Genomic DNA, 26,078 nt, shown 5'->3' on the forward strand with positions numbered 1-26,078 from the left:
CAATGCTTTGCGCCTTCGATTTTGATGGAACACTTGCCGATAGTCGGAATATCTATTACAAAGCTCTAAAATTACATAGCGCCCAAGAGGGCTTAAAGATTCCGTCACACGAAGATATGGACACGGTTTTTGGCAATCCGTCCCCCCAAATAATTTTTGACGGTTGGGGAGATAGGGAAAGCTTCAAGAAACATCTCCTCACCATATATGGAATGACCGACGACCTGATTTGTGATGACCCCTCAGGCATGCCGCTATATGAAGGAATTCAAGATCTTTTGAAGGACTTGAACAAGGATTTTGTCTTGTCGATAGTGACGTCTCGGTCCTTAAGGCCGATTTTGTCTTTGATCCGTCACCACAAGATAGATTCTTACTTTCAAACCATTCGATCTGATCAAGATCTCATTGACCGAGGCTATCGAGGAAAACCGCATCCTGACAAGCTCAATTGTGTTTTGAAGGAGATGGAATCTCAGCCCGAAAAGGCTGTTATGATCGGAGATACGTTGATGGATATGGCCATGGCAAAGAGTGCGGGCGTCAAAGCCATCGGCGTTTCCTGGGGCTACCATGATGAAGCGATTTTACGCGCGCATGGGGCAGATGATGTTGCAAACACGCCCGAGACGTTAAACCAGATGATTCGTGGGGTTTTGCGTTAACCAGAAGTTTAGACATCATCTTGTAGAATCCTAAAAAAGAGGATTGAGGGGCACGATGATTACGATTCGAAGAGGTTCTGAGCGCGGTTCCACGAAAGCGCCGTGGCTCGACAGCAAACATACTTTTAGCTTTGGAGCCTATTATGATTCAGAACATATGGGGTTCGGAACTTTGCGGGTCATCAATGATGATAAGATTGTCCCCGGAGAGGGTTTTGGAGCGCATTCCCACAAGGATATGGAGATCATTACTTACGTTTTGGAAGGCGCCGTAGAACATAAAGATTCTTTAGGCACAGGTTCTGTCATTAAGCCGGGAGAAGTACAATTGATGCGGGCAGGGTCTGGCATTACCCATAGTGAATTCAACCCCTCACAAGAGCACCCCACACATCTCTTACAAATATGGGTTCGACCTGACCAAGAAGGACTGACCCCCTCGTATCAACAAAAGAATTTTTCAAACATACGTACACCCAATCATCTCACCATGCTTGCCTCCCCGACAGGACAAGAGGAGAGCCTCATCATTCATCAAGACGTCACACTCTATGTTCTTGATTTATGGCAGGGAAAATCCTTCTTTTTTCCGACCAACCATGGAAGAATGCTATGGATTCAAGTGGCTCGAGGGTCCGTTTTCATAGGGGAACATGAATTGACTCAAGGAGATGGGGCTCAGATTGTCAATGAACCATCCCTTGAATTTGTAGCAGATGAGACGGCAGAGATCTTGATTTTTGATATGGCTGCCTCAGCCGAGTAATCTTGATCAAGGAACCGCCAAGATCATAGGTCTAAGATTTTGTCTTCTTTTCCACAACCAACATAATGCCCTCAACACCCACAACTTTGACGATGGATCCAGCGGGAAGATCTGGTCCTTTAATGCGCCATTTTGAGTCGGCAACGTTTACATGCGCTTGTCCATTTTCGATTGGAACATCCAACACGATGGTCTGTCCCACATACTGTTGTCCTCGACGATTAAGGGTCGATGGTGTCTCAGAACTTCCTTGAAAGCGAACAAACTTACGTCCCAATATTGTAACCAAAAGAGCCAACGCGCCAAACATCGCCAATTGCGCAGCGACAGGAATGAGGGGGAATAAAAATGTAAGCCCGCCAAGAATGAGAGCTGTTATCCCCACCCAAAGGAAGAAGGCGCCGGGAGCCATGACTTCTAAGGCTATTAAGCCAAAACCCAAAACGACCCAGTGCCAATACGCTAACATCATGCGGATTCTCCTAAGGAAGGAACGCTACTTCTCGGTTTTTTGCTTGAAGGTGTCGCTTCTTGCTTTTGCGAAGAAAATGCTTCCTTTGCAACTTCCGCAATGCCAGCGATAGAGCCAATCACGGAAGATACTTCCATGGGCATCAACAACATCTTTTGGTTGGGTGAATTGGCAAAAGCATGCAATGCCTCGACGTATTTTTGCGCTACGAAGTAATTAATGGCTTGAACGGACCCTTTGTTAATCGCAACAGAAACATCTGTTGTCGCTTTCGCTTCTGCTTGAGCCAAACGCTCACGCGCTTCCGCATCTCGTTGGGCGGATTCACGGCGTCCTTCCGCTTCCAAAATCATAGATTGCTTCATCCCTTCCCCTTTTAGAATACGGGCTTGACGATCACCTTCGGCGGCCAAAATTGAGGCTTGACGTTCACCTTCGGCTTCCAGAATCAACGCGCGCTTATCACGCTCCGCCTTCATCTGTCGGCCCATGGAATCAATCAAATCTCGAGGCGGCTTAATGTCTTTAATCTCAATACGCGTCACCTTCGTTCCCCAAGGTGAGGTCGCTTCATCAACAACGGTCAAGAGGCGTGCATTTATCTTTTCACGGTGAGAAAGCAGCTCGTCCAAATCCATCGACCCCATCACGGTACGAATATTTGTCATGGTTAAGTTAAGAATCGCATTACTGAGATTGGCCACTTCATAAGCAGCTTTTGCAGCATCCAACACCTGATAAAAGACGATGCCATCTACCGTGACGGCGGCGTTATCTTTCGTGATGACGTCTTGGGAAGGCACATCAAAGACAGCTTCCATCATATTGATTTTTGCCCCAATTTGGTCAACGATGGGCACAATCAAGTGAAGACCAGGTGACAGTGTGCGCGTATAGCGGCCGAATCTCTCAACCGTATATTCGTATCCTTGGGAGACGGTACGCACGGAGCGTGCCACAATCAAAATCGCCAATAATCCAAAAATACCTGCTATCATTTCACCAGTCATAATTTTTTCCCTTTTCTTTATTTATACAAGCGAACTATACCATGTTTTATTGATTTTTTGTATTTATATTTATGATGATTTACAAAATACTGTTATGCAGCGCCCCAATATCGAACACGTCCCGTATCAACATGTACGAACTCGGTATAACGCCCAACCCCGCCAGCGCGCAAAGATTTGGCCGCCCCTTGAACCTGCTTTAAGGTCCGTCCGGGGACATAAACATCAGCCGCTTTTCCATAAATATGCTGACTGACTTTGGCAACGCCACGGCTCCTTGAATTCAACATCTTATTCGTTTTTGGATCCCGATATCCTGAAATCAAGTGGAACGTTTCAGACGTTTCCAGTTTCTTTTGAACCTTGTGTAAGATGTGCAGCAAGTTGCGATCAATCTCATGGATTGTGTTGGTGCGATGATCGCGAAACAGCTTGTTAATATCCTTTAAGGCTGCCAGGTCATAATCCCCATCCACCCAGAAGGTACACTTCTTGATAGACTCACCCGTGTGACGATTATAAAAGCTTAAAAACAAGTCTTGTCCTTTTTTTACTGGGAGCAAAGAGTGAGGAGCAATCAGTGTCTCACCTGATAATTTTGGGATCAAAAGAGTTGGTGCTACAGCAAAGGAAATCCCAGCCCCGCTTGCCATTTTCAAAAAATTACGCCGACTTAAGATGGATGATTCTGATACATTAAGTTGCGCAGATTTTTGATGCACCATTCGAACGCCTTTTTATATGTTTCAGTTGTTTTCATTGTAGGACAACTCAGCAGATTTGTCAATTTTTGGAAAGACAATACAGAATAAATTTGGTTACACAACCTGTGAAAACGCCCTAACCAGGACTATCTGATCTTCTTTTCCCCTGCCAAGATCACGGAAACAGCTTTTGCCAATTCGTCCGGCGGTGTCGTATGGGGAAAGGATTTCATAAAATGTCCTTGACGATCCATGAGGTAAATCAACGTGCTATGATCCATCAAATAATCCGCCATCGTTCCATCCGGCTTGGCTTTGGCGGCATACACCTTATAACTTTTTAAGACCTGATCTATTTCGGGAGACGTTCCTGTGAGCATCATAAATTTAGTGTGAAAGTTCGTTGCATATATTTTAAGGCTCTCGACCGTGTCGCGCTGCGGGTCAATCGTCACAAATATTGGCACCACGTCATCCAGATCCCGCCCCAAAGCTTTTAGAGCACCCGACATATTTTCAAGTCCAAGCGGGCAAATGTCGGGACAAAAACTATACCCAAAATAAATGAGAAGGTATTTTCCCCTGAATTCGGAGGTGGATCGCCTTGCGCCGTGCTGATCGGTCAGGGTAAAGTCTCCCCCGATCTGCGGCAACCCCTGACCGGGCTGATCATGAACGGTGACAACCGCTTGGTCTTTGAGCTGGTGATATATCAACCAAAAACACCCCAAGCCCACACTTAGAGAAAGCACTGCCAAGCTGATAAGTCTTTGTTTTTTCATGTCAAACCTCCCTAATTCAGTATTAGCACACCCAATCAACCAATGCCCCTATATAATTTTGGCATATTTCCCATGCGGCAATAAGTTAAAAAGTACACTTTTTAGCATATTTGTTATACCGGATTTGCAGATCATTTTGCCATCATAAATAATTGAATAATTTAAATTAAATATTTATTTTTTAAAAATCAATTTTATCCACAATTTTATTGTCTGAAGGTGTTGATTTTTAATTTCGATAGTGTTTATATAACAGGCAGCGGGATGCGTCTTAGTGTCGCACTTAAATTAAGAACCTGACAAATTAAAACAAAAAAAGCAGGTTGCTTAATTTCCCGCCCCTATAAAACGCCAAAGACGACGAACAAATACAAGCGTTCTTATAGGGCCTAAAATACTGAAAATAAAAAGAAAGTTGTATTTTAAATTTTTATTGCAAATACAAACAAGTTTAAGACTTAGCGTTTCACTTTTTAGTGCTCGCATTTAATTTTTAAACCTACTCCTCATTTTTGCAACAAATAAGAAAAGAAAAAGAAAATGCAATTAACTCTTGATAACAAGCCCTTTAGGAACCTGAACATGTGTGATTTTGTCGCATCTTCAATTCCTTCCCTAGTCGTCTTAAACAATCCATGCAGTGGGGCGATTTGATCTCATTATTTTCAACAACCTTTGCAGCTTATTTGCCCCTCCCCTGGATGGGCACTCAAGAAACTGCGGTTGTTGTTCCTTTGTCTCCCCTCGTGATGGTCGCTGCTGCCTTTATCATCTTCCTCCTCGCATTTGCAGCTTACGCCTTGAAGATGTCTCAAAAAGTAAATCAGCTAAACCTCGCTTTGAACGTCACACAACTTGCCCTTGCAAAAGAACAAAGGATGGCCACTTTTGGCGCTCTTGCTGCTGCTGCTGCCCATGAACTTGGCTCCCCTTTGAGTACAATTTCTTTAGCGGCTAAAGACGTTTTATCGACCCTTTCTCCGGATAGCCCTCTGCGGGAAGATGCACAACTCATCGTCAGTCAAAGCGAGAGATGTGGTACAATCCTGCAAGACCTCTCCCGCAGCATGAATCCTGATCCTGAAGAGCCTCAACAAGTGCTGCCCCTATCCGCCCTTATTGAACTTGCAGCTGGCCCTCATAAACTGCCTCACATTGAGCTGATCATTACTAAAGAGACACCAGATCCAGAGCCACTTTTCACGGTCACACCGGATATCCTCCATGGTTTGGGCAACGTTCTTCAAAATGCTTTCCAATTTGCAACCTCTAAGGTGCGTGTTACCTTACAATGGGATAAGGACCACATTGAAGCCGCCGTTCATGACGATGGTCGGGGATATCCGGAGGAGATTTTACACCGCCTTGGAGAACCAAAGCCTCATGGCAACAAAGAATCGAAGGTCGAAGGAGGCCGAAAAGGTGGCCATATGGGTCTTGGCGTCTATATTGCAAAGACTTTATTGTCGCAGCGACAAGGTGAAGTACATTTTTCAAATGACGACGGTGCTCGCTGTTTGATAAAGTGGCCTGGAAGTATCCGGGTTGTGAATTTTGAAAAGAAGGATTAGGATAGCAACAGTTTAAGAGAATTAGATTTTTTTAACCACTTAAGGCCTGTTTTGGAAAGGGGCCTGAAAGATCCAAGAGAGGAATGAAACCATGTCTCAAACCGACTGTACCCTCGAAAAATCACTTCTTATCATCGATGATGATGCGCCGTTACGCGAACGCCTCGCCAAAACAATGGCCAAACGCGGCTTCACTGTGTCCACGGCAGACAGCATCGCTCAGGCCCGCGCTTCCATAAAATGGAATGTCCCCAACTACGCCATCGTTGATTTGAAATTAGGGGACGGATCCGGTCTTGAAGTGGTTGATGAAATCCATGCCGCCAACGATAAAGCCCGCGTCATTGTCTTAACCGGTTATGGGAACATCGCCACCGCCGTCACAGCCATTAAGCATGGCGCCACTGATTATTTGCCAAAACCGGCCGATGCGGATGCTATAGAACGCACCTTGATGAATATGGGACCTGACCTTCCGCCACCGCCAACCAACCCAATGTCTCCTGACCGCGTTAAGTGGGAACATATTCAACGCATCTTCACAGAATGCGGAAATAATGTGTCAGAGACAGCGCGCCAATTGAAAATGCACCGCCGGACTCTCCAGCGCATTTTGGCCAAGCACGCGCCACGCGGTTAAGGTGAAAACTTTTTCTTAAATCCTATAACCTAATCAATACCCCCACCTTGCTTCTTCTCAAACCGCGCTTTGAATTCAGGACTTCTAAAGTCATCGGCATTGTTTATGGGCGACTGGAATTGTAGAACCCGCGAGCCTTTTCGCCACAAACTGCTCCAGGCTTTACTCATCATAATTTGGCCCTGTTGTGCATAGCTGACATCAAGGCTTGATAAATAGGCGCTATGATCCGAGATCACTTTTGTGCGAAAGCTTGCAAGCAAAGCTTTATTCAGCTCTGGTTCAGTCTCAGCGAAACCGTTGAGGCTCTCCCATTTTTGGCAGTACCAAACTAATTCTTCTCTTTCCTTATCCCAGGCCCACTGAGGTTTGTCCTCTTCGACTTGTTGTTGGTAATCTATGATAACAGCGGCAATATGAGGCTCGGTTTCAAATCTATAGCTGTCTACATAACTAAAATAATCATCAATCGTAAATATTTTTTGCTCCTGATCAACACCCTTTTCACCCAAGGGCGATACACCACTCCCTCGCCACCTTAATCGTTCGCCAAAGATAATTTGAAATTTTGGATCCCTATAATTATCGACAACATTGATGAGTGATTTGCCCTCTATTGCCCGCCCTACTTTACGAGCTGCACTCTTCGTAACGAGATGAATTGAATCTTGAAGTCCTTTCAATCCAACCCAACTCGACGATTGACTGAGATAGGCACTAAAATCTGTGACGACCTTCTTTCTAAAGCTTTCAATCCATTCCTGCTTTAGGGCAGCACGATAGCCTTCTGAAACATCTGCTAAACCATCAATCATCTTCAAAATTTTCCTAAATCTTTTTAGCTCTGTTTTTTCACGTTTCCAGTCCCAATTGGAGTCTTGTTGTGAGCAATTCTCGCTACAGTTTATAATGGCAGGGCCAATTCTTTTATCTTCCTCAAACAGGGCTGTTAACACAAGATCAAGATATTCCTCAGGATTGTAAAATCTTTGGTAGGTTTGAAGGTCAATTTTATCAATATCACTAGAGCGATCTGGCTCAAAATCCCCAAGAGCAGATGATCGAGGCGTTAATAGGGGAACACTGGGCACCAATCCAATACGAGAATCAGTTGGTTCCTCATGAAGAGGGGATACCTCGAGATGCCCCTGAGAGGATCGCAACTCACGATCATCCACCTCTCCTAACAAACTTTGTGCCTTACGCATATACCCCGTATAAATCCCAATATGCCCACGGACTTCTGTCACAGCATCACTGAAACATGGAGTTTTATCAAAGAACTCTCCTGTAAATAGATAATCTCGCACCTTTTCTTTAGCTGAGGTTTTTAATTGATTCCAATACCCCGCTTGTCCATTAATTCTGGCGTGAACTTCTTTTTGATAGACAAATTTCAACCGAGAACGTTCTTGAAAGGCACTATACTCCGCCTCATCAATGGCGTTAAATAATTGCTCTAAAGAATCATTACGTTGAGTTTTCAATCGATGGGCTATTTTGAATTTCCAAATAAATAATTTGTTTTGGATCTGAAAGAGTGTGGTCAACAGAACTTTATAGGTATCCAAGAAATTGACTTCTTCCTCCCAAGGGTAGCTTTCTTTTGCAAGCCTTCCATTAAGAGCAAGTTGTTTGGCCATAAAGAAGTGATCTTTACGAACCGCTTCAGCAAACTTCTCTGCTCTTTCACGATCTGAGAGGGCGGGCTGCTCAACATATTCTTTTAACGATTCATAGTCTTCCTCTACCCTCCTTTGAGCAATGGCAACCAGCTCTGAAAAAGATCGAGGATCCTTAGCATCAGCAAAATAATCAGCAACAGTATTAGCGATATATTCTTGGACCCTTGAAGATCGACCAAGATTCACCCGTTGAGCGCACGATTCTGTATGAAAGGCGGCTTGAAGTTCTAAATATAAAGCGTCAAGACTCCAAGTCGCATATTGAGTTTCAAAAGGGCTTTTCTCACCGCCTGTATTTCTTTGGTATTGAATCACCCGACAATCATCTACAATATAGTGCATCAAATCATAAAGCGATCGAAGCCCAAGAGACCGTGTCCACCAAAAGTAAAGCTCTCTTTCACTATTCACTAAGAACTGTCCCATAGTCCCATTAATTTTTATTCTATCTTCTTTTGTTATGAGTTCTGCAGCCCTAACGGCTTCTAGGCGCATTACATGGGCTCGCAAGCGATCAAACCCAATATCAGTCCATCGATTCGCTTGTCGTAACGCTTGCAGATATTCAAATCTCTCAAGGCGCTTTATAAAATCACCTTGTGCAATTTGAAAATCCCCTAATAGAGACCTTTTCAGGCTTTCATAGCTTTGGCTTCCCCATGAATAGAAACGATAACCCGTATGAATAAGAACCTGATCAATGGGAGCTACATTCTCTTGAAACAAACCATCTGCTTTGCCTTTGAAGGATTCAAATGCGTCTTTTAACGTACTTTGCAAGAGCTCTGGAACCATTCCCTCGGCCATTTTCTCATCAACAACCCAAGGTCTGGGAAATACACCGATAGGAACAATATCCTTTTCATAACTGCTAATATTCAGGAAAGGCTTGTCAAATTCACCGTGAACAACTTCACGCCGTTTCGCTTCTACCTCCATTGGAAACGTAACCCGGGGTCCTAGCTGAGGCTCACCTGACAACCCTCCAGTTATGACCCTTAAAACTTCTAGAAAAGCAAAATCAGTCATATAAAATTATCCTTTCGTCTCTCACTCCATTTTTGCAGCTTGAGAAGCGACACTTCCTTTTATCGTTGCAGATTCTTGAATGATTTTTGCAACGTAATACGAATTAATCAGAAGCGGCAAGTTCTCCACAACGGCTCGAACAGTAGCGTAAGGAATGGAATAGAAACTATCGCATGAATGAAAGAACGAGATTGCCATTCCCCCGAATGTAACCGCCCCAATCCCCCAAATGTATTTACTTGAAGTAATTCTTTGTTTAATAGAAGGCGGGTCTTGCTTAATGACACTTGATATTTGTTCCAGTTGATTCTTGAGATCCTGCTTATGGCCTGCCTCTAGCCTCGTCAGAGCCTCTTTATGTCTTTCTTCTTGAGCTTTTAAATTTTCTAACAGTGCAGCTTTAACAGTTTCAATTCTTTTCTCGTTTTCGCCTTGATTTTTGTCTAACAAACCTTTTACGAGGGCTTCAAGTTGAGGGTCTAGAACTACTGGCTTTTCTTTTTGAGGGTCTAGAACTACCGGTTTTTCTTGCTGAAGAACACCTTGTCCTCCTGCCCCACCCTCTCCTTCAACTTTCTCTACTCCCAAAAGGGGTTGCAAAAATACCATCAGAATCAAAACACCAAGCGCCGCCTTTACTGCATTTATTATTCTCACAAGAACCTCCTTTTCCTAAAACACGCTTTTCATATTTCAATCACACACAATCCCGTTGGCCTTCGCATACTCAAGCAATTGGGGTCGAATGCTTGGCTGTGCAGGGATACAAACATCATTCACAAAATCCGAAACCTCAATGTGGGTCATGCTTCGAATCATGTTTTTAACAAGCGGCACAGAAGCCGCGGACATAGATAAGGTTTGATACCCAAGACCAATGAGGGCCAAAGCTTCCAAAGGTCGGCCAGCCATTTCCCCACAGATGCTCAACGGGATTTGGGCGGCTTCACACTGATTTTGAATCAACTTCAAGAAGCTTAAAAATGTGGGCGACAACACGTCGTACTGTGCAGACATTTTGGGGTGCTCTCGATCAATGCCATAAAAAAATTGTAACAAATCATTACTGCCAACAGATAAGAAATCTACATGCGGAAACAACTGTGACAACTGGCAAACAAGGGAAGGTACTTCAATCATCGCGCCCAATCGAATGGATGTTGGAATCGGCTTTCCTTTATCACTCTCTTGCGCCATTTCATCTTCAAGGACATCTCGTGCGGCTTTAATTTGGCTCACCTCAGCAACCATTGGCAACATCAGCGTAAGCTCGCGGCCGGCACTGGCCCGAATGAGGGCTCTCAACTGATGTCTGAGCAAAGTTGGGCGATCAAGAATTGCGGCTGTTGTTCTCTTGACCATACTTGGGTTTTCAGATTTGACACGTTCGAGGTAGGGTAATACTTTATCCCCTCCAACATCCAAAGTTCGAAAAACAACAGGGTAAGTGCCGCTGCGATTTAAAATTTCTCGATACAACTTTGTCTGCTCTGCAACATTAGGGAGTTTGGGTTGCATCATAAAAGGAATTTCGGTTCGATAGAGACCCACCCCTTCGGCACCTGCCGCCTCAATGTAATCAACATCTTCCACCAAGCCAGCATTTAACTGCAAAGAAATCGAAACGCCATCCAAAGTGCAGGCGAACAAGCCGGCCATGGTTTCGCCCTGTAAATCACGGGTGCGCTGCTTATTTCTCAAGGTTTTTGTATCATATCGACGCAAAATCTCTTCGGGGGGACGAATAAATACGTACCCCTCATTTCCATCCACAAGAATTGAATCCCCTGGATTTATTTCACACAAAAAATCCTTCATACCACCTACAACAGGAATCTCTAAGGATCGAGCCACAATGGCGACATGAGACGTCTGGGATTGTTCTACAAGAAGGAGTCCCGCAAGGCGTTCTCGGTCATATTCCAACAACTCAGCAGGCCCTATGCGGTCAGCCACAAGAATCATTGGGTAATCCCACTTGCCGCGCTCAAAACTCTTCGTGCTCCCTGTCAAATATCGCTTTAAGCGAAAAGAAAGATCTTCAAAATCAATAATCCGAGCATGCCACAGAGACTGCTTTCCCTTCTTGGTGAATTTCTCTTGGATTGACTCCATCGTCCGATCAACCGCATCTAAAGCCGACAATCCATCTTGCACTTTTTCTCGCAGTTGACGCTGCCAACCTGGGTCATTGGCAAGGAGTAAGTAGACATCCAGGATTTCGCGTGATTCAACTTCAAATTGGATTGGGGACATCGAAATCGATTGCCTAAATATAAGAGACTGAATTTCATCAGTTAAATGTGTCAAAGCGCGTTCCAGACGAAACAATTCTTTTTCTTTAGATTTTCCTTTGAATTCATGCCGATCCGCTGGATTCTTCGCTCCTTCAGAATGATGGATGACCGCCCGGCCTAAACCAACACCTGTATTGAGGCTGATCCCCTCCACTTCATGGGGGAGTGAGACCCACTTTTCAGCGCTATTGTCTGTCATTTATGACTCCCTTGAACGAGGTGCCACGACCTTTGCCTTTGTTTCCCTGCCTGTCGGACTCAAGTTCATATTCACTTTACCATAAATTTTAACAAATCTTGAGCAATTCTTTAAGATATGCTCTAAGAATCCTTGTAACACGATTGGTTGATTCCTATATAACAACTATAAAGGTTATTTGTATTGAGTTAAATGATGGAGGTAAAATTGATCAAATTCGCAATGCTTCTTTCCTGTCTCCTTGTCTCAACCTGGACCTTCGCGATGGATGACACAAATCAAAATCCTGGATTCGCCCCCCCCTCTCCTGTACATTCAACTGCTTTAGAAACAGATATATTCAATGATTTTATTAACAATATCTTTGCCGTGGAACCTGACTGGGAACGCGCTAATACCTTTGTTAAGGAGAATGATTGGAAAGTTCTAGACATGATTGAATTATCTATCAGAGGTGTTAAAGAACAAATTGTTCTTCGACTTTCCTGGATGATGGATGCGGACACCTCTTTCATTGAGAAATATCCAGATATTTGTAGTTTTATCCTCCTGTTCAATTATGGTGACGAGGAGGGACGCAGTCAGCAGGTGATAAAGACAGCCATTGAGAGAAGCAAAACAACAAGCCCAATCCAAATGCTGGCTTGCCTCCATTACCAATTCACCTTTGAATCCTGCTCTGAAGACCAAGTAAGTTCATTGCGTCAACTGGCTTTAACACATCCTTATGCACAGAAAAATATGGGGTTGATAGAAGTTACACATAAAATGACTTGGTTACAAAAAGCTGCATCAGTAGGACTCCGGAAAGCACAAGCTCAATTGGCTACGTGCTACCAGCAGCAAAACAACTTATCAGAAGCAATTGAAATCTGGCACTCTCTCCTCTCATTCAAAATTCCACACCCTGAATTGATGAATGGCTGGTTTGATGATGAACCTGAAATGTTGACTTATGAAGTGCAGGATGGAGTACGCCTCAAGATGGGGTCTATTCTGACAAAAACAACCATCGTCACGTCTGTTTCTTCCACAACCCAAGAGGATTTGGTAAAGAAGCTATTTAAACAAGTTGAGCCTGCGCTTGGCTTTCTTCTTGAGGAAAGTGTTAAAAACAGCCACTCTCTCGGCTCAAGTGCCATGCAAGACCTTGGCCCCACGATTCCCTGCTATGTCGAGCCATTCCGACAAGTTACCGACTACTTATCGAAGACCCTCCTCTTGTTGGAAGCGTTTAATAGTTCTGGATTTATGGTGACGTGCTTACAATCATCCGTTCCTTTGATTCCACGTCAAGACAATGCCTCTCCGTTTGTAAAGAGTTACCGCGTTGAGTATAAAGGAAACTTCCTCGACTATCTCTCATTCGGAAAGCGAAATATTGATTTTGCTGATTTTTTGATGGATGCTGTATCTCGCCAATCGGGGTATGAGCTGTTCATCAAACGCGTGGTGATGATATATACAGACTATGATGAACTTCTCACAAACTTTCGAAGGAAATCTTTAGAGATCCAAAAGACTTGGTCTGTCACCCAGAGTGACGATGACCTAGGGCTGATCACGCGCTACGCTGGGTTCATTGATCATAATCAAATGGCTTTAGATCACCTCGATTACTTAAGATTCCTAGCGGAACACTTAATCGAGCTTCTGGTGACTGGAGCAGAATTCCGCAATAACCTATTTAGAAATGACTCAAGGTGGGCCCATTTTTAAATGATTTTACGATTACTTCTCGTTGATATGGGCCTTTAGAGCCGCTACCATGGCACGCCAATGCTCACGCGTGATGGTTTTAGTGGCAAGAGAGAGAAGCCGATCAAGAGCTTGATCGCTTGAATCCGCCAAATCGATTGGCTCATTGGTAATCTCATTGAGCCTAAAGTAGCTTAGCTTCTCTGGATCCTGGTCTTTCATGAACTCTAATTGATCATGAGCCATTTGGGACTGGACATCCATTGCCTGAATAATAACGGGCAGACTATTCGTTATGCCAACATTCCCCCCCCGCGCCATTTTTACTTCTGAAGTTGTTCCCAAAGAAACCACCATAATCTTTTCAGCATTAGGATAAGCTGCCTTAGCTTCCATGTAGGCGACCAAACTTGGGTTATTCACACCAATCCCTCCGTCGACATATACAGCTTTTCCTTTACGGTCAGCGGGCGTTAAATAGGTAGGCGCTGCAGAGGTATACCTCGCAACTTCATATAAACGCTGGTTTTGATGCTCAGGATCTCGCTTTGCGTAACGGGTTCTGAAAATCGCCAAAGATCCTGCCGTAAGGTTGTAGGCCGGTATGACGACATTTCCAATGGTATCATTGAGGGATAGGTCCCCAAATGTCCTTTTCAAAAGGGCCTCAAGGGCACTTGCATCGTATTGTGTGCCAAAAACTGTCCAGAAGACTTTTGTCGCTGAATACTTAATTGGAAAAATTGTTTTTGCAAGATCCCGATAGAGTTTAACGGCATCTGCACCAGTAAATTTTGGGCGGTCAAGTGCTGGTGTATTTAAGGCAAGAGCTAAAATGCCACCCGTCGACGTTCCAGATACGACATCAAATATTTCAGATATAGGCTTACCACATTCTTCCTCTATAGCCTGAAGAAGCCTTGCTGTATAAAGCCCTCGAGTTCCACCCCCATCCAGGGATAAAACCACAACCACCCTTTTCTTTTCATCTAGCCCTTTTTTCCCTTTCTCAATTAACCAAGCTCTCTGTTTATCTGTTAGATCGCGGCTTTTTGGCCCTGGTTTTATTGCCTTAAGCGCCCCAGAAAGAGGTTCAAGTTTTGCTTCAGGTAATATAAGCTGGGCAAGATAAGCTGTTGCAGTCTTCTCCGCGGTTTCCCTTAAAGAGGAATCTAATTCTATGTTGTGTGTGACTGCGGACCGCAGGAGCTTCATCAGCAACCTTCCGTGGAAAGGTCCCCGTTTAACTGCCTTATATTCAGGCGCTAAGGGATCCTCTTTTGGTTGAAGAGGTGTCTTCACATACAGCCCAGTTTTTTGACCTACTGCTTTGGCCGTGCTTTTTGCTACTTTTGTAAATTTCGTCCAATAAGAAGCATCCGTGTAGTGTTGATTATACAATGAGATAGCACTTTCAATCATCAACTCATGTAATTTCTTCTCGAGTAAATAATTTCCTTCTTCATCAAGCGTTTTTCCTTGGGTAAGCTTTTGCATAAGATCTGAAATGACAACTTTGTTAAAAGCAGCGTCATCGGTACCTTCGATTAATAACCACGTCGCTTCTGTCTTAATTAATCCTTCAAGATATGCCCCCATTGCCGGAACCGGGGCAAGCCCTGTAATCTTAGATTCATTTGCTAAATAACTCATGATAAGCTCGAGAGCTGCCTTTTCATCCATCGAAACATAGTGTTCCTCGATACTCCTTCTTAATTTCTCCCGGGGTCCCGCCCGCAGGGGTAGCACCTCTAGACTGTCCGACCGCTGTAGTTTTTTGTCAGATTTCTTTGGTTGTTTTCCGACTGACTGCTTAGGAGCGTCTTTTGAACTTTGCTGCATGGCAAATCCTGAGACGCTCATGAAAAGACTTGGGATAGCCATTAAGAAAAGGGCGAGAGTAGCTCTTGCTAGAGGGTTTAAGGATTTCATTGTTTCTCTCTTTGATAAAGTATCGTTAGTTTCCAGAATAAAAGAAACCTCTTAAAATACCATTAATCACAGGCTCAGCGCCGCTTCTCACCCCCCTCTTTTTAATCGGAATCTAAAATAACTGACTAGTCAGTCAAGAAAGTTCTTGCAATTGATTTGAATACAACATATATACTCATTAGTTGTTATTTTAATTTAAATAAATATAAGGAAAGTAAAATGTTATTTAATAAGTACAAATTAGGTTTGATTTTGACATTAATGTCGTCGGTTACTCTCGCAGAAACCCCAAATATGGACCCAGGAAGCTCGCAAAATGGTCCCCTCAAATTAAAAACGCGCGAATGGGGTTCTCAATTTGATGATGTGAAGACGATGTTTGGAGAAATCACGAATGATCGAACAAATCTTCTGAAAATTCGCACTGAAAACACAGAAAAATTTAATCAGTTATCTGCTCAAGGTGTTGTGGATATGCAGTCTTTCTTAAAAGAAGTTGATTCTCAAAATAAAAAATTCGTCCATGACATTATTGATCAAGAAGTCAAGGCTATGGGGATTGATCCCAAAACGTTCTCCGTTTTCACAATGGGGTCCATGGCCCGATGCGAAAGCGGACTCTATACCGACTTAGAAGTCTTCTTTGTTGTTAATGAAAAGACTGTTTTGATGCAATACTATATGGAACATCTCGCACAACGCCTTGCGGATCGATTCTTCCGGTTAGGCGAACATCCCGATGTGGGGGGAAAAGGCATGCGCGTTGACGAAGCCGGCAACTCTCCCTTCCATTTACACTTCGCTTCTCGATATATGAATCCTGACCTTCAAGGCAAGGTAATGCGCGAGGCCATCGCCAATCGCGACTTCAAAGCGATCCCTTTTGAAGGATGCCATATGATGTTGGTAACCCCCGAAGAACTTTCTCAGTATCACGATGTTAAATTTACCAAACAACTTCTTGAAGGGCTCACCCAAGATGATAAAATCGCCATGAAAGAAAAGCGTAAAGCAGCATTTTGGGAGGCCTATAATGCCCTTCGAAGTGATCCTGCACATGCTCATAAGTTAAGCGACGGTAAGTCAGAGGATGAACTCTATAAGCAATTAAATCTATGTGCGCGGCATTTGTATGACAATCGTAAACCTAAAGAAGCCAAGCATGCTGAGGATTTAGGGATGCGCCTGATGCGTAACGTTGCCCCTATCTACGACAAGGGTGGCATGTTTGATGAATACTGGACAAAGCGTGAAGAGATTCTCAACAGCCCAGCGACAGAAAACCCTGATAAATATGAAAGTCGCCGCCAAGAAATTGCCGCAAAGCTTCTTGTATCGGATGGTCTTAAGTACGCAACAGACCCAAGCTTCAACATGAGCGAAGGAAAGCTTGGCGAAATGATTGATTTGAAACGGGAGCTTTATCGAATTCCTGAACAAATCTTAACGAACCTTGGATTTTATTATAATGTGGGAACTCAAAATGTTATTGATATTATTCAATCTCTTAAAGAGAAAGGCGTTTTTGATGATGCCTTTGCGGGGGATGTGAAAGATCTGATGAATTTCGCGATGCAGTTAAACGTAAAACAACAAGCATTGATGAAAAAGCAAGCTTTTGACATCTATATTTCTCAAAGTAAATACGACTCAGACATGAAAGAACTAAAAGTACTTGAAACTAATGCCGTGAAGAAAATTGAGATCTTAAAGATAGCGGACGCATCAACAAAGGATCTACAAAAAGCCGAGAAAGAGTTAGCAGAGGCGACAAAAAACATTCATGATCTTGAGGGCGTTGCGCCGGGTAAAATCTTGACAGACGCGGAAGTGAATTTACTTTCAACGAAGTATATTCCTATGTTGAAAGCACTATATGACAAGGCTTTTGCTTGGGCTGGAAAAGAAGGAGACCAGGTCTTCAAAGGGTCCCTTCATCTGACCTCCACCCCTGTAGTGCTTGAAAGCGCTCCAGTAACAAAGCATGACAAGAGAGCAATGAATAAGTTTGAAGGGCCAAGAAGGCATGATTTTGGTCGAATCTTCAAAATGCTCGATGAACTACGAAAGGCTTTTGCCGCACCAGCTGCATAGGCTCAACTTTCTGGTTTGAACAAAAAAGGGGAAACTGAAAGCTTTCCCCTTTTTCTTTCTCTAATTAATTAAACGGCTTTGAAGATCTCAAACCTTGACTAGAGGACCGAAGACTATTGCTGGAAGACCTCAAATTACTTCTAGCTTCTCTTAAATTCTCTCCCCCCTCGTTTTCTCGTATATAATTTTTCAGCTGAGCGATCATAGTTTCCCACTCATTGCTCGCTATTGTTTTTTCAGCAAGACCCAAAAGGTCATCCAATGTCTTTCGGTCAGAATGAGCAAGATCAATCGGTTTTTTGATTATTTCATTAATTCTAAAGTATGTAAATTTTTCAGGACTTTTTGCAGAGTAGGTAGTCAGTTCTTGATCTACCGTTTTAGACTGTTGCTCCATGCTCTCAACAAGAGTGTCCATATTGTCTAAGAGTCCACCCTTTGATGCTTTAGGTCTTTGCAACGCTTTTGTTGTTCCGAGGGAAATAAGCATAATCTTCTCAGCATTTGGAAAGGCCTCCAAAGCTTCTTCATAGGCTACCTTACTGGGGTTGTTGGTTGTGATTCCCCCATCCACAAATAGATCCCCTGTCTCATGCTCTGCTGGAGTGAAATAGGTTGGTGCCGCAGAGGTGAATCGCGCAAGGTCATGCAAAAGGGGGTTTTCATGGGCAGGATTGCGAATCGCTTCACGCGTTTTGAAGTACTTCGTATCATGAGTTTTAATGTTATAGGCTGGAATGATGACATTTCTAAGGGTCTGGCTAAGAGTTGTTTCTCCAAACTCTTCCTTTAAGATTGACTCAAGGGCATCCGCGTCAAATTGATTTCCGTAGATCGTCTTAAGGAGTTTCTTAGCCTTAGACTGATGAGGAAAAACAGTTTCTGCAAGTCTCTCATAAAGAAGAATAACTTCCTTTGCTCTATATTTTGGTTTTCGTGTCGGGTTTGGCTCAGCTGCTGGTGTTGTTAAAGCAAGACTTAAGATGCCACCCGTTGACGCTCCGGCAATAATATCAAAGATTTGAGAAATATACCTCTGACATCTCGCTTCAATTTCTGCAAGGAGCCTTGCTGTGTACAATCCCTTTGTCCCTCCTCCATCCAAAGACAGAACCAGAACAACTTTCTTATTCCTGTTTATACCTTTTTCCCCCATAGCGATTAAGGGAGCTTTTTGACTTTCTCGCAACTCTTTGCTAAGGGGCTTAATTTTTACGTTCCTCAGAGCCTCAATGAGTGGGTCGATAGCGTCCTCTTCTAACCCCAGTGAATCAAGAAAGAATTGCGCTTGGGTGACGGCTTCTTGCAAGATATTGTCTTCCAATTTTATCTGATGCACAACCGCAGACCTCAACAATTTCATCAACAACAGTCCATGAAGAGAAATTGTCTTCTTAGCCACCCCATATTCAGGTGCTAATTCAGCGGCGTTTACAGCCCCAAGATACTGTTTCTTTTTTGATATTCTTTTCTTAACTTTTGTAACAACATTCTTTATTTTTTGTTTTGGCGATGGTTGTGAAAAGTGCTCTTTGAACAATATAATGGCACTTTCAATCATGACTTGATGTAAGGTTTTATCAAGAATATAATGACCTTCTTCCGTTAATGTCCTATTTTTCATAAGATCTTGGAGAAAAGGGTTTATAATTTCATCCTCAAATTGCCCATCACTTCTCTCGACGATAATTGGCCTCGTAACCGCATTCTTAATAACCCTATCGAGATAAGTCTCCATAGCTTTATCAATGGTTAGATTGTTAATATCACGCCTTGATAAATATAAAAGGATGAGAGACATGGCCGTTTTCTCATTCATCAAAACATGCTTTGTCTCAACGCTGTGCCTTAATCCCTTGTAAACGACGTCTTCCTGCTTACCCTGGTTTGATCTTTTTAAAGGGGACTGCATAGAATGCACCGGCAGGCTCATGCTGATGCCACACAAAGACATTACAATGACAGTAATACAAGTTTTGATGTACTTCAAACGAAACAACATAGCAAAGTCTCCAAAGGATTCCCCTATGCTAATCATAAATATGTATAGATTAAGATTTTCTTAAACCTTAGACCCGAGAACAGCTCCTACCCCGCAGCCCTTTTAGCATCTTGATTCGGGCATTTACTCTCGCTAAAAGTATTCGCTTGAGCGATGAGCTCTTGAATGATTTCTTGAGTTGTTTGCTCTTGGGTAATCATGCCAACACTTTGTCCAGCCATAAGAGACCCGTTCTCAATATCCCCATCGACAACGGCACGACGTAAAGATCCGGCCCAGAAATGCTCTATTTCTAATTGAGCTTGTTTGAGATCCATTTCGCCTGTGTCCACGCGACCGATCATTTCCTTTTGTTTTTCAAAAAATCGTCGGGTTGCATCATTCGCCAGAGCCCGAACAGGAATAACCGGAAAACGGGGGTCTAATTGGACTGAAGAGACGGCATCCCGTGCATTTGCCCTTATAAACGCTTGCTTGAACAATGGATGAGCTTGCGACTCAGTGGCACAAACAAACCGTGTCCCTAGCTGAACGCCAGAAGCGCCGAGTTCAAGATAGTTAACAATCGCTTCCCCACGACCAATCCCACCGGCAATAAAGATAGGAACATCCTTAATGACAGGCAACACCTCTTGCGCCAAAATGCTAGCAGAAACCGGTCCAACATGCCCGCCTGCCTCATTTCCTTCAATAATCAGCGCGTCAACGCCCATCTTGACTAATTTTTTTCCAAAGGCAAGGGTTGGCGTAAAACACAAAACTTTAGCCCCATATTCCTTAACCTTCGCCATCGCTGATGCAGGGGGTAATCCCCCAGCAAGCACAACATGGCTAACTTTGTTTTTTGCACAAACGTCAACCAATGCATCTAAGTCTGGGTGCATGGTGATGAGGTTCACGCCAAAGGGTCGCTTAGTCATCTGAACAGTGGCTTGAATTTCTTCATCCAGAAGATCGGGCGTCATGGCTCCTGCCGCAATGACACCGAAGCCTCCTGCGTTAGAGATAGCAGAAACGAGGTTTCGCTCCGACACCCAGGTCATGGCTCCGCCCAAAATGGCATAATCGGTTCCTAAAAAGGAACAACCCCGTTGCCATAATTGTTGTAATCTCAAGTCAAAACTCCTTGTTCCGTCTCCACGTCCAAACCATAAGCACGATGAAGAGTACGTACCGCCTCTTCTGCTAAGGACTCGTCTACTAATACACTGACTTTAATAGCAGAGCAAGAAATCACCTGTAAGGGTATTCCCATTTCTGCTAATGTTTTAAACATCAAACTTGCAATGCCAAGGCGTCGTTGCACACCAACACCCACCACCGTAATTTTGGCAACATTTGGATCCAGGATCAAGTCATCAAACGAGATCTCTTTCATTTCCTTTAACGCCTCGACAACCCTGGGGATTTCTCCCTTTTGGACCGTAAATGTTAAATCTGTCTGATCATTTATTGAAACATTTTGTACAATCATATCGATATGAACCTTCGAATTCGCCAAAACCTCAATAATATCAGCAATAACATGCGTCTCATTACACATATTCTTTATCGTCACACGTGCTTCATCGCCTTTATGGGTAATGCCGCTGACGTGCATGCTGTCGGTGAGCATTTTTTCTGGTACAATGCGTGTGCCCGACTCTTCATGAAAGCTTGACAGAACTTGCACATGAACCTGATGAACCATCGCGGTTTCAACAGACCGAGTCTGTAGGACTTTTGCTCCTTGAGCGCTCAACTCAAACATTTCCTCATAGGTAATTTCTTTGAGCTTTCTTGCTTTGGGCACGATGCGCGGATCAGCTGTGTAAACTCCGGTGACGTCTGTGTAGATATCGCAGCGATCCGCCTTTAAAGCGGCCGCTAAGGCCACGGCTGTTGTGTCAGACCCACCCCGCCCCAAAGTAGTGAGCCGTCCATCTGGGGCAAGGCCTTGGAATCCAGCAATCACTGGGATCATCCCATTTGACCAACATTCCTCGAGCTGAGTCGGGTCAATATGCTTTATGCGAGCACTTCCATGAAAATGATCCGTTAGAATGGGAATTTGCCACGCAAGGAGCGAACGTGCGGGAATGCCAATTTGGTTGAGGGCCAGAGCCAACAAACCACTTGTGATTTGCTCTCCGGCCGCAATAATCACATCATATTCCGAGGATTGAGAAGGGCCCGCCAGGGATTGTGCATAGCCAACCAAACGGTTCGTCACCCCAGCCATGGCAGAGACAACAACGGCAACATGATGGCCAGCATCAACTTCCTTCTTAATTTTTAAGGATACGGCTTCCAGACGCGCAATATCTGCAACAGAAGTTCCCCCAAATTTTTGAACAATGCGTGCCATTTTCCCCGCGATATTTTTTGTGTAGTCTTGTAAGTTAAGAGAATAGAACTTACCTATTCTTAACCCGTCAAGGAAAAACACACAAGTCATGACGCAACCTACACCCCCCCATTCTTCCATAGATATTTCAGAGATTCAACGGTTTAGCAAAATTGCATCCCAATGGTGGGATGAAAATGGCCCTTTCAAACCCCTCCATCAACTGAATCCCACCCGCATTCGCTACATTCGAGACTGTTTGCTCTCCCATTTTCAAAAAGAGCCATCCCAAGACAAACCTTTGACTGGATTGACGATTCTGGACATTGGCTGTGGGGGCGGGCTTGTGGCAGAACCGTTGACGCGCCTGGGGGCTACAGTGACGGGCATTGATGCAAGCCAGGAAGCCATTGAAGTGGCAACGGCCCATGCTGCCATGATGGATCTACCCATTACCTATATATGCACATCGGCTGAAGAGCTCACCACAAAAGGAAAGGTGTTTGATGTAGTGCTTGCCCTTGAAATTGTAGAGCATGTGGCCGATGTGCCGGGGTTCTTAAAAACCTGCACACAGCTTGTCTCTCCCAAAGGGGCTCTTATCCTGTCCACCCTTAATCGGACTTGGAAAGCTTATGCTTTTGCCATTGTGGGCGCCGAATATATCATGCGCCTCCTGCCAAAAGGCACCCATGACTGGGATAAATTTCTAACCCCCGCCGAACTCGCCACCACTTTGCGACCTCTCGGATTTTCTTTTGCAGATTTAAAAGGCATGTCTTACACACCCCTTAAAGAACAGTGGCATTTAACAACTGATCTTGATGTGAATTATTTGGGGTATGCGAAAAGGGGCCTGTGAATAAGATCGCTTATTCCTTCTCTCGAGGTTTAATGGTTGCATAATTAAATTGCAAAATGTCCCGTCTCTCGGAGTCCCTCTCTTTAATTTCAAAGACTCTCCCGACTCTAAGGATTCCCCTACCATCAATAACGAAACTGTTATTGTAATCTTGATGGGGATATAGTTTGTTATGCTCTAATTGCTTAATAAACCGATCCCTCTCAGCTACTGTTCTTGGTTTATACCCCTCGTCCTCGCTCGATTCATCATCCTTTGTCTCGTCGACACTATCAGAACCTGGAACAACCCATCCGTTCTCCTCTGCAAGTTTTGTCAAAGGACATTTCATGTAAACGGTAACTTCATCGAGGTTAAGTGCATCGAGGTCAATAGGCGACTCCGTCTTTGAATCAATGAACTCGCACAACTCAACAACAGCTTTCTCATTTTCCTCTAGAGTGAAAAAGTCCAGTCCATTTGCATATCTTTTTTCTCCAAACGACCGTTCATCCTCACTTTTTTCAGAGTCAAATTCATCTTTCTTATATCCAAATTCAATTCTTACATTCACTCTTGCTGGGAAGGAATTAATAAATAAGATAGTATTGGCATTTAAGGCTTTGCCACCCCTCGTATCTTCATTCTCATCCTCCGCGCAAATCCCTGCAAAGGATAGTAAGAATGCAATTGTAAGCGCATAACTAAGTTTACAAGTGGAGTGAAATTCCATGGTATACCCTCTATTTCTGCTAGTTTTTATTCACCATCACCCTAAATTAAGTTATTTTTGGAGTCAATTTATTTATATATCCGTCAGTTTTTGACCTCACTTTATATTTCCTAAAAAACAAAAATTGATACATAATGATCTTCATTTTTCTATTATTCCTTATACTTACTCACTAAGAAAGGATAAACACTCATCCTGTTTTAGTGAAAAAATGCATTAAAAGAGAAGGAGCCATCTACAAAACACATCCCAATCCCCTAGAACCCGAAAAAAACCATTTCTATGAAAACAAAGAGCACGAATTTATGTTTTTATGAAATCAATTTTGTTTACAATTAAAGTTTTCTACACAACCCCATCACCATTGGCTCTTTACAAAGGATTTTTCCATTGGTATATGTTAGTTAAAATAACCTATATTTACATACAATTTATCGAAGGAATTAAAAATGAAATTAGTATATTTAGTTCTAGGACTATTTGTCGGTATAAACCAGATTTCTCATACTTATGGGACAGATGGCACGAAAGATTCCCCAGAAGGCACCTCCTTAACTCAAAATAAACAAGTTTCACCTCCGCCCCCAGAACCTTTAACACTTCGCGAGCAAGTTGATGATGTGTTTTTTGATTATGACGAAGGCAAACCCGAAGCGACGTGCTTTGCTGCCTTAACAGCACTGGAACCCCAGCTTCTAGATGATAATATAAACGACGTATATTTAGAACGTATGGAAGCTGCAATTTTAGCTTTCCATCTATCTAAGCCTGAATTTTCTTTAAATCTTCTGAAGAAAAATATCACTTCAAATTCTAGTCCCTTTTCCGACAGGGTGACATCCCTTGTGCTTGCTTACTTTTCCAAAGCCGCGGAAAACGATTGGGTTGTCCAAATGCTTAATCCCTTAAATAACTACTTCTTAGAGAAATGCCCTCAAAAGGACTGTGAAATTGATGTTGCATCAACAATGTCCCTTGTCATGTTAAACTGTAAAATGGGCCTGGAAGAACAAGGCGAAAAAGTATGGGCTGGTCGTTGGAAGCTCCCATCAGATGAGCTTTTAGATGGCGGTTGGCATTCATTCGTTCATGAAACTTGCCCTGATGTTCCTGTCGTTTTGAACCTAAAGAATGATTCAAATCCTTTCGTTTCCAAAACCTTAGCGTTCTTACCCCACTGGGAGGTTTTCATGGAAACCCGAACAATAAAAGAAATCAATAAAGTGGCAAAAAAAAGAATAGCGTTAAATTTAGAAGCAGAACTGATGTTAAACACCTTGGTTGCAATTGGATTATGAGTAGGTGAAGAGGTTTAGAAATTCGTTACAATAAGCAGGATCACTGGGCCTGGAATCAACCATTCAGATCCTTTTTTAGGCCTATTGCCCTTTTCATTCTGACCTATTGCGTTGGCACCTTCGCGACAAACGCCATGGAAGAGCAATTGGGTGAACAAGGGAACTCACCCAACTTTCCGGTGATTTATTCCGTGCGGCAAACTTCTGATGATCCCAACCTCCTTGCTGTCCGCCTAAATCCCGTGCCACCTGAAGGCGGACCTTTTACTTTACGTTTTTTCACTTCTGGCATCCCCTCTCAAGTAGAGAATTTGACCTGTGATAGCAAAGAAGTTCAGGAGGAAGAAGGAACATGGCTTATTCCAGAGAAGACACAAAATCTTCATTGGCAGGTTCGTCTGAAAGGTTCAGAATCGCCTGTCTCCTCACAACAATGTGTCCGGAATGGAGCGTCGTTCATTTTGTGTGAACCTTCAGCCCTGCCGCGGTTCAAAAATCTTCATGGTGGTGAATTCCTAAAAGTGTTATCTGACGGTATACAACCCACTTATTCTGAACAAAATCCGTCTTACGGCCACCCCCTTCCTAACGAATCTCAACCCCCTCTCTTTTCCTTACAAAACTTCACAAAACTTGGAACATTAACACAAAGCGGTGTCAACCTAACCTATCTTTTGGATGATTCAACTTCATTTTCCCTCGTGCCGGATATGAAGGCGCTTCTTCCTGGTCTTGTCTGGTTAAAAAATGTCAGTCAGGTCAACGAAGAGCAAACCTTCACCTTCGGTTGGTGTAAAGGCTCACCGGAAAATCGTTCCGTGGATGGTGCTGCTGGAAGTAGTGTTTTACTTGTGAATTATTGTTCTTCTGAGATCGAAGACATACAGGTTGCCCTTTACACGGCCTTGCATGAATCATTTCATCAGTTTCAAACGTACTACCCGTCTGCTCCCTCATGGGCACAAGAAAGTCTTGCAAGCTACTATGGCGTTATCGCATTGAGAATTTCAATGCTCCCCGGACACGCCCGGGTTCTGAACATAAAATTTCAGAAAGCCGGCGAAAAATTTCTAAGCGGCCTTCTCTTGATCAACGCGCAAGTGAATAGTGGCAATCGAACGGACTACGGGGCTTTCTATACGAAAGGGATTTCCTTTTGGGCAAAATTGAATTCCCTCTTAGAGAGTCGAAACGACACTCTCGATGCTCATCTTTATGAAATTTTAAATATGAAATACGACAATGGCGATCCTATCGAACTCGCCCAAATTCTTGGCCTATCTGCTGAGACATGGCAATTTGTACGTAATAGGTATCTTGATTAACCTTTATTA

Annotated in this window: 21 protein-coding genes; 9 read left to right on the top strand and 12 right to left on the bottom strand. The window is 43.5% G+C overall.

Annotation, left to right across the window (positions count from 1 at the left end; genetic code table 11):
* Positions 1-2 precede the first annotated feature (2 nt).
* Positions 3-665 carry an HAD family hydrolase gene (locus K2Y18_01415; protein MBX9804392.1) on the top strand — a complete coding sequence of 221 codons (663 nt, stop codon included), beginning with the start codon at positions 3-5 and terminating at the stop codon, positions 663-665.
* A gap of 55 nt (positions 666-720) precedes the next feature.
* On the top strand, positions 721-1,431 hold the full coding sequence (locus tag K2Y18_01420; protein ID MBX9804393.1) for a pirin family protein: 711 nt from the start codon (positions 721-723) through the stop codon (positions 1,429-1,431).
* A gap of 31 nt (positions 1,432-1,462) precedes the next feature.
* On the opposite strand, the gene K2Y18_01425 is transcribed toward K2Y18_01420, so the two are convergent.
* From K2Y18_01425 to K2Y18_01440, 4 genes are all read right to left on the bottom strand, one after another.
* Positions 1,463-1,903, bottom strand: coding sequence for an NfeD family protein (locus K2Y18_01425; GenBank protein ID MBX9804394.1), 441 nt, complete (start codon positions 1,901-1,903; stop codon positions 1,463-1,465).
* Positions 1,900-2,913 carry an SPFH/Band 7/PHB domain protein gene (locus K2Y18_01430; GenBank protein ID MBX9804395.1) on the bottom strand — a complete coding sequence of 338 codons (1,014 nt, stop codon included), beginning with the start codon at positions 2,911-2,913 and terminating at the stop codon, positions 1,900-1,902. The genes K2Y18_01425 and K2Y18_01430 overlap by 4 nt, the downstream gene beginning before the upstream one ends.
* Before the next feature lie 92 nt (positions 2,914-3,005).
* Positions 3,006-3,566, bottom strand: a complete 561-nt coding sequence (locus tag K2Y18_01435) for a DUF882 domain-containing protein (GenBank protein MBX9804396.1) — start codon at positions 3,564-3,566, stop codon at positions 3,006-3,008.
* Positions 3,567-3,763: 197 nt separating this feature from the next.
* Positions 3,764-4,399 carry an SCO family protein gene (locus K2Y18_01440; protein ID MBX9804397.1) on the bottom strand — a complete coding sequence of 212 codons (636 nt, stop codon included), beginning with the start codon at positions 4,397-4,399 and terminating at the stop codon, positions 3,764-3,766.
* 650 nt (positions 4,400-5,049) lie between these two features.
* Here K2Y18_01440 and K2Y18_01445 point away from each other — a divergent pair.
* On the top strand, positions 5,050-5,970 hold the full coding sequence (locus K2Y18_01445; GenBank protein MBX9804398.1) for a hypothetical protein: 921 nt from the start codon (positions 5,050-5,052) through the stop codon (positions 5,968-5,970).
* Between the two features lie 91 nt (positions 5,971-6,061).
* Complete coding sequence (locus K2Y18_01450) at positions 6,062-6,610, top strand: ActR/PrrA/RegA family redox response regulator transcription factor (protein ID MBX9804399.1); 549 nt, start codon at positions 6,062-6,064, stop codon at positions 6,608-6,610.
* A gap of 29 nt (positions 6,611-6,639) precedes the next feature.
* Here the strand turns inward: K2Y18_01450 and K2Y18_01455 are convergent, their stop codons facing one another.
* Genes K2Y18_01455 through ptsP form a run of 3 tightly spaced genes read right to left on the bottom strand, consistent with a single transcriptional unit; the run spans position 6,640 to position 11,820 of the window.
* Positions 6,640-9,324 carry a hypothetical protein gene (locus K2Y18_01455; GenBank protein MBX9804400.1) on the bottom strand — a complete coding sequence of 895 codons (2,685 nt, stop codon included), beginning with the start codon at positions 9,322-9,324 and terminating at the stop codon, positions 6,640-6,642.
* A gap of 21 nt (positions 9,325-9,345) precedes the next feature.
* On the bottom strand, positions 9,346-9,981 hold the full coding sequence (locus tag K2Y18_01460) for a hypothetical protein (GenBank protein ID MBX9804401.1): 636 nt from the start codon (positions 9,979-9,981) through the stop codon (positions 9,346-9,348).
* Positions 9,982-10,017: 36 nt separating this feature from the next.
* Positions 10,018-11,820: a phosphoenolpyruvate--protein phosphotransferase gene (ptsP, locus tag K2Y18_01465; GenBank protein MBX9804402.1), complete on the bottom strand. Its 1,803-nt coding sequence runs from the start codon at positions 11,818-11,820 to the stop codon at positions 10,018-10,020.
* Between the two features lie 207 nt (positions 11,821-12,027).
* Between ptsP and K2Y18_01470 the strand changes: the two genes are divergently transcribed.
* Positions 12,028-13,539: a hypothetical protein gene (locus tag K2Y18_01470; protein MBX9804403.1), complete on the top strand. Its 1,512-nt coding sequence runs from the start codon at positions 12,028-12,030 to the stop codon at positions 13,537-13,539.
* A 12-nt stretch (positions 13,540-13,551) separates the two neighbouring features.
* Here the strand turns inward: K2Y18_01470 and K2Y18_01475 are convergent, their stop codons facing one another.
* Positions 13,552-15,450, bottom strand: coding sequence for a patatin-like phospholipase family protein (locus K2Y18_01475; GenBank protein ID MBX9804404.1), 1,899 nt, complete (start codon positions 15,448-15,450; stop codon positions 13,552-13,554).
* A gap of 219 nt (positions 15,451-15,669) precedes the next feature.
* Here K2Y18_01475 and K2Y18_01480 point away from each other — a divergent pair, with 219 nt between their 5' ends.
* On the top strand, positions 15,670-17,544 hold the full coding sequence (locus K2Y18_01480) for a hypothetical protein (protein ID MBX9804405.1): 1,875 nt from the start codon (positions 15,670-15,672) through the stop codon (positions 17,542-17,544).
* Between the two features lie 64 nt (positions 17,545-17,608).
* On the opposite strand, the gene K2Y18_01485 is transcribed toward K2Y18_01480, so the two are convergent.
* The 3 genes from K2Y18_01485 to K2Y18_01495 form a co-directional block, all read right to left on the bottom strand.
* Entirely contained in the window at positions 17,609-19,546 is a 1,938-nt protein-coding gene (locus tag K2Y18_01485) for a patatin-like phospholipase family protein (protein ID MBX9804406.1), read from the bottom strand.
* Between the two features lie 86 nt (positions 19,547-19,632).
* Positions 19,633-20,589, bottom strand: a complete 957-nt coding sequence (locus K2Y18_01490; protein MBX9804407.1) for a nitronate monooxygenase — start codon at positions 20,587-20,589, stop codon at positions 19,633-19,635.
* 68 nt (positions 20,590-20,657) lie between these two features.
* Entirely contained in the window at positions 20,658-21,893 is a 1,236-nt protein-coding gene (locus tag K2Y18_01495) for an aspartate kinase (protein MBX9804408.1), read from the bottom strand.
* Positions 21,894-21,981: 88 nt separating this feature from the next.
* Between K2Y18_01495 and ubiG the strand changes: the two genes are divergently transcribed.
* Complete coding sequence (ubiG, locus tag K2Y18_01500) at positions 21,982-22,734, top strand: bifunctional 2-polyprenyl-6-hydroxyphenol methylase/3-demethylubiquinol 3-O-methyltransferase UbiG (protein ID MBX9804409.1); 753 nt, start codon at positions 21,982-21,984, stop codon at positions 22,732-22,734.
* 10 nt (positions 22,735-22,744) lie between these two features.
* On the opposite strand, the gene K2Y18_01505 is transcribed toward ubiG, so the two are convergent.
* Positions 22,745-23,446: a hypothetical protein gene (locus K2Y18_01505; protein ID MBX9804410.1), complete on the bottom strand. Its 702-nt coding sequence runs from the start codon at positions 23,444-23,446 to the stop codon at positions 22,745-22,747.
* A 449-nt stretch (positions 23,447-23,895) separates the two neighbouring features.
* Between K2Y18_01505 and K2Y18_01510 the strand changes: the two genes are divergently transcribed.
* Positions 23,896-24,744 (top strand): hypothetical protein, encoded by an 849-nt coding sequence (locus K2Y18_01510; protein ID MBX9804411.1) that lies wholly within the window; start codon positions 23,896-23,898, stop codon positions 24,742-24,744.
* A gap of 146 nt (positions 24,745-24,890) precedes the next feature.
* Positions 24,891-26,069 carry a hypothetical protein gene (locus tag K2Y18_01515; GenBank protein ID MBX9804412.1) on the top strand — a complete coding sequence of 393 codons (1,179 nt, stop codon included), beginning with the start codon at positions 24,891-24,893 and terminating at the stop codon, positions 26,067-26,069.
* The last annotated feature ends 9 nt before the right edge of the window (positions 26,070-26,078 follow it).

It is taken from the genome of Alphaproteobacteria bacterium (assembly GCA_019746225.1).
Taxonomy (GTDB): Bacteria; Pseudomonadota; Alphaproteobacteria; order Paracaedibacterales; family VGCI01; genus VGCI01.

Coding starts and splice junctions, on each gene's coding strand:
- K2Y18_01415 (MBX9804392.1), top strand. CDS start 3: ATGCTTTGCGCCTTCGATTTTGATGGAACACTTGCCGATAGTCGGAAT.
- K2Y18_01420 (MBX9804393.1), top strand. CDS start 721: ATGATTACGATTCGAAGAGGTTCTGAGCGCGGTTCCACGAAAGCGCCG.
- K2Y18_01425 (MBX9804394.1), bottom strand. CDS start 1,903: ATGATGTTAGCGTATTGGCACTGGGTCGTTTTGGGTTTTGGCTTAATA.
- K2Y18_01430 (MBX9804395.1), bottom strand. CDS start 2,913: ATGACTGGTGAAATGATAGCAGGTATTTTTGGATTATTGGCGATTTTG.
- K2Y18_01435 (MBX9804396.1), bottom strand. CDS start 3,566: ATGGCAAGCGGGGCTGGGATTTCCTTTGCTGTAGCACCAACTCTTTTG.
- K2Y18_01440 (MBX9804397.1), bottom strand. CDS start 4,399: ATGAAAAAACAAAGACTTATCAGCTTGGCAGTGCTTTCTCTAAGTGTG.
- K2Y18_01450 (MBX9804399.1), top strand. CDS start 6,062: ATGTCTCAAACCGACTGTACCCTCGAAAAATCACTTCTTATCATCGAT.
- K2Y18_01455 (MBX9804400.1), bottom strand. CDS start 9,324: ATGACTGATTTTGCTTTTCTAGAAGTTTTAAGGGTCATAACTGGAGGG.
- ptsP (MBX9804402.1), bottom strand. CDS start 11,820: ATGACAGACAATAGCGCTGAAAAGTGGGTCTCACTCCCCCATGAAGTG.
- K2Y18_01475 (MBX9804404.1), bottom strand. CDS start 15,450: ATGAAATCCTTAAACCCTCTAGCAAGAGCTACTCTCGCCCTTTTCTTA.
- K2Y18_01480 (MBX9804405.1), top strand. CDS start 15,670: ATGTTATTTAATAAGTACAAATTAGGTTTGATTTTGACATTAATGTCG.
- K2Y18_01485 (MBX9804406.1), bottom strand. CDS start 19,546: ATGTTGTTTCGTTTGAAGTACATCAAAACTTGTATTACTGTCATTGTA.
- K2Y18_01490 (MBX9804407.1), bottom strand. CDS start 20,589: ATGACCTGGGTGTCGGAGCGAAACCTCGTTTCTGCTATCTCTAACGCA.
- K2Y18_01495 (MBX9804408.1), bottom strand. CDS start 21,893: ATGGCACGCATTGTTCAAAAATTTGGGGGAACTTCTGTTGCAGATATT.
- ubiG (MBX9804409.1), top strand. CDS start 21,982: ATGACGCAACCTACACCCCCCCATTCTTCCATAGATATTTCAGAGATT.
- K2Y18_01505 (MBX9804410.1), bottom strand. CDS start 23,446: ATGGAATTTCACTCCACTTGTAAACTTAGTTATGCGCTTACAATTGCA.
- K2Y18_01510 (MBX9804411.1), top strand. CDS start 23,896: ATGAAATTAGTATATTTAGTTCTAGGACTATTTGTCGGTATAAACCAG.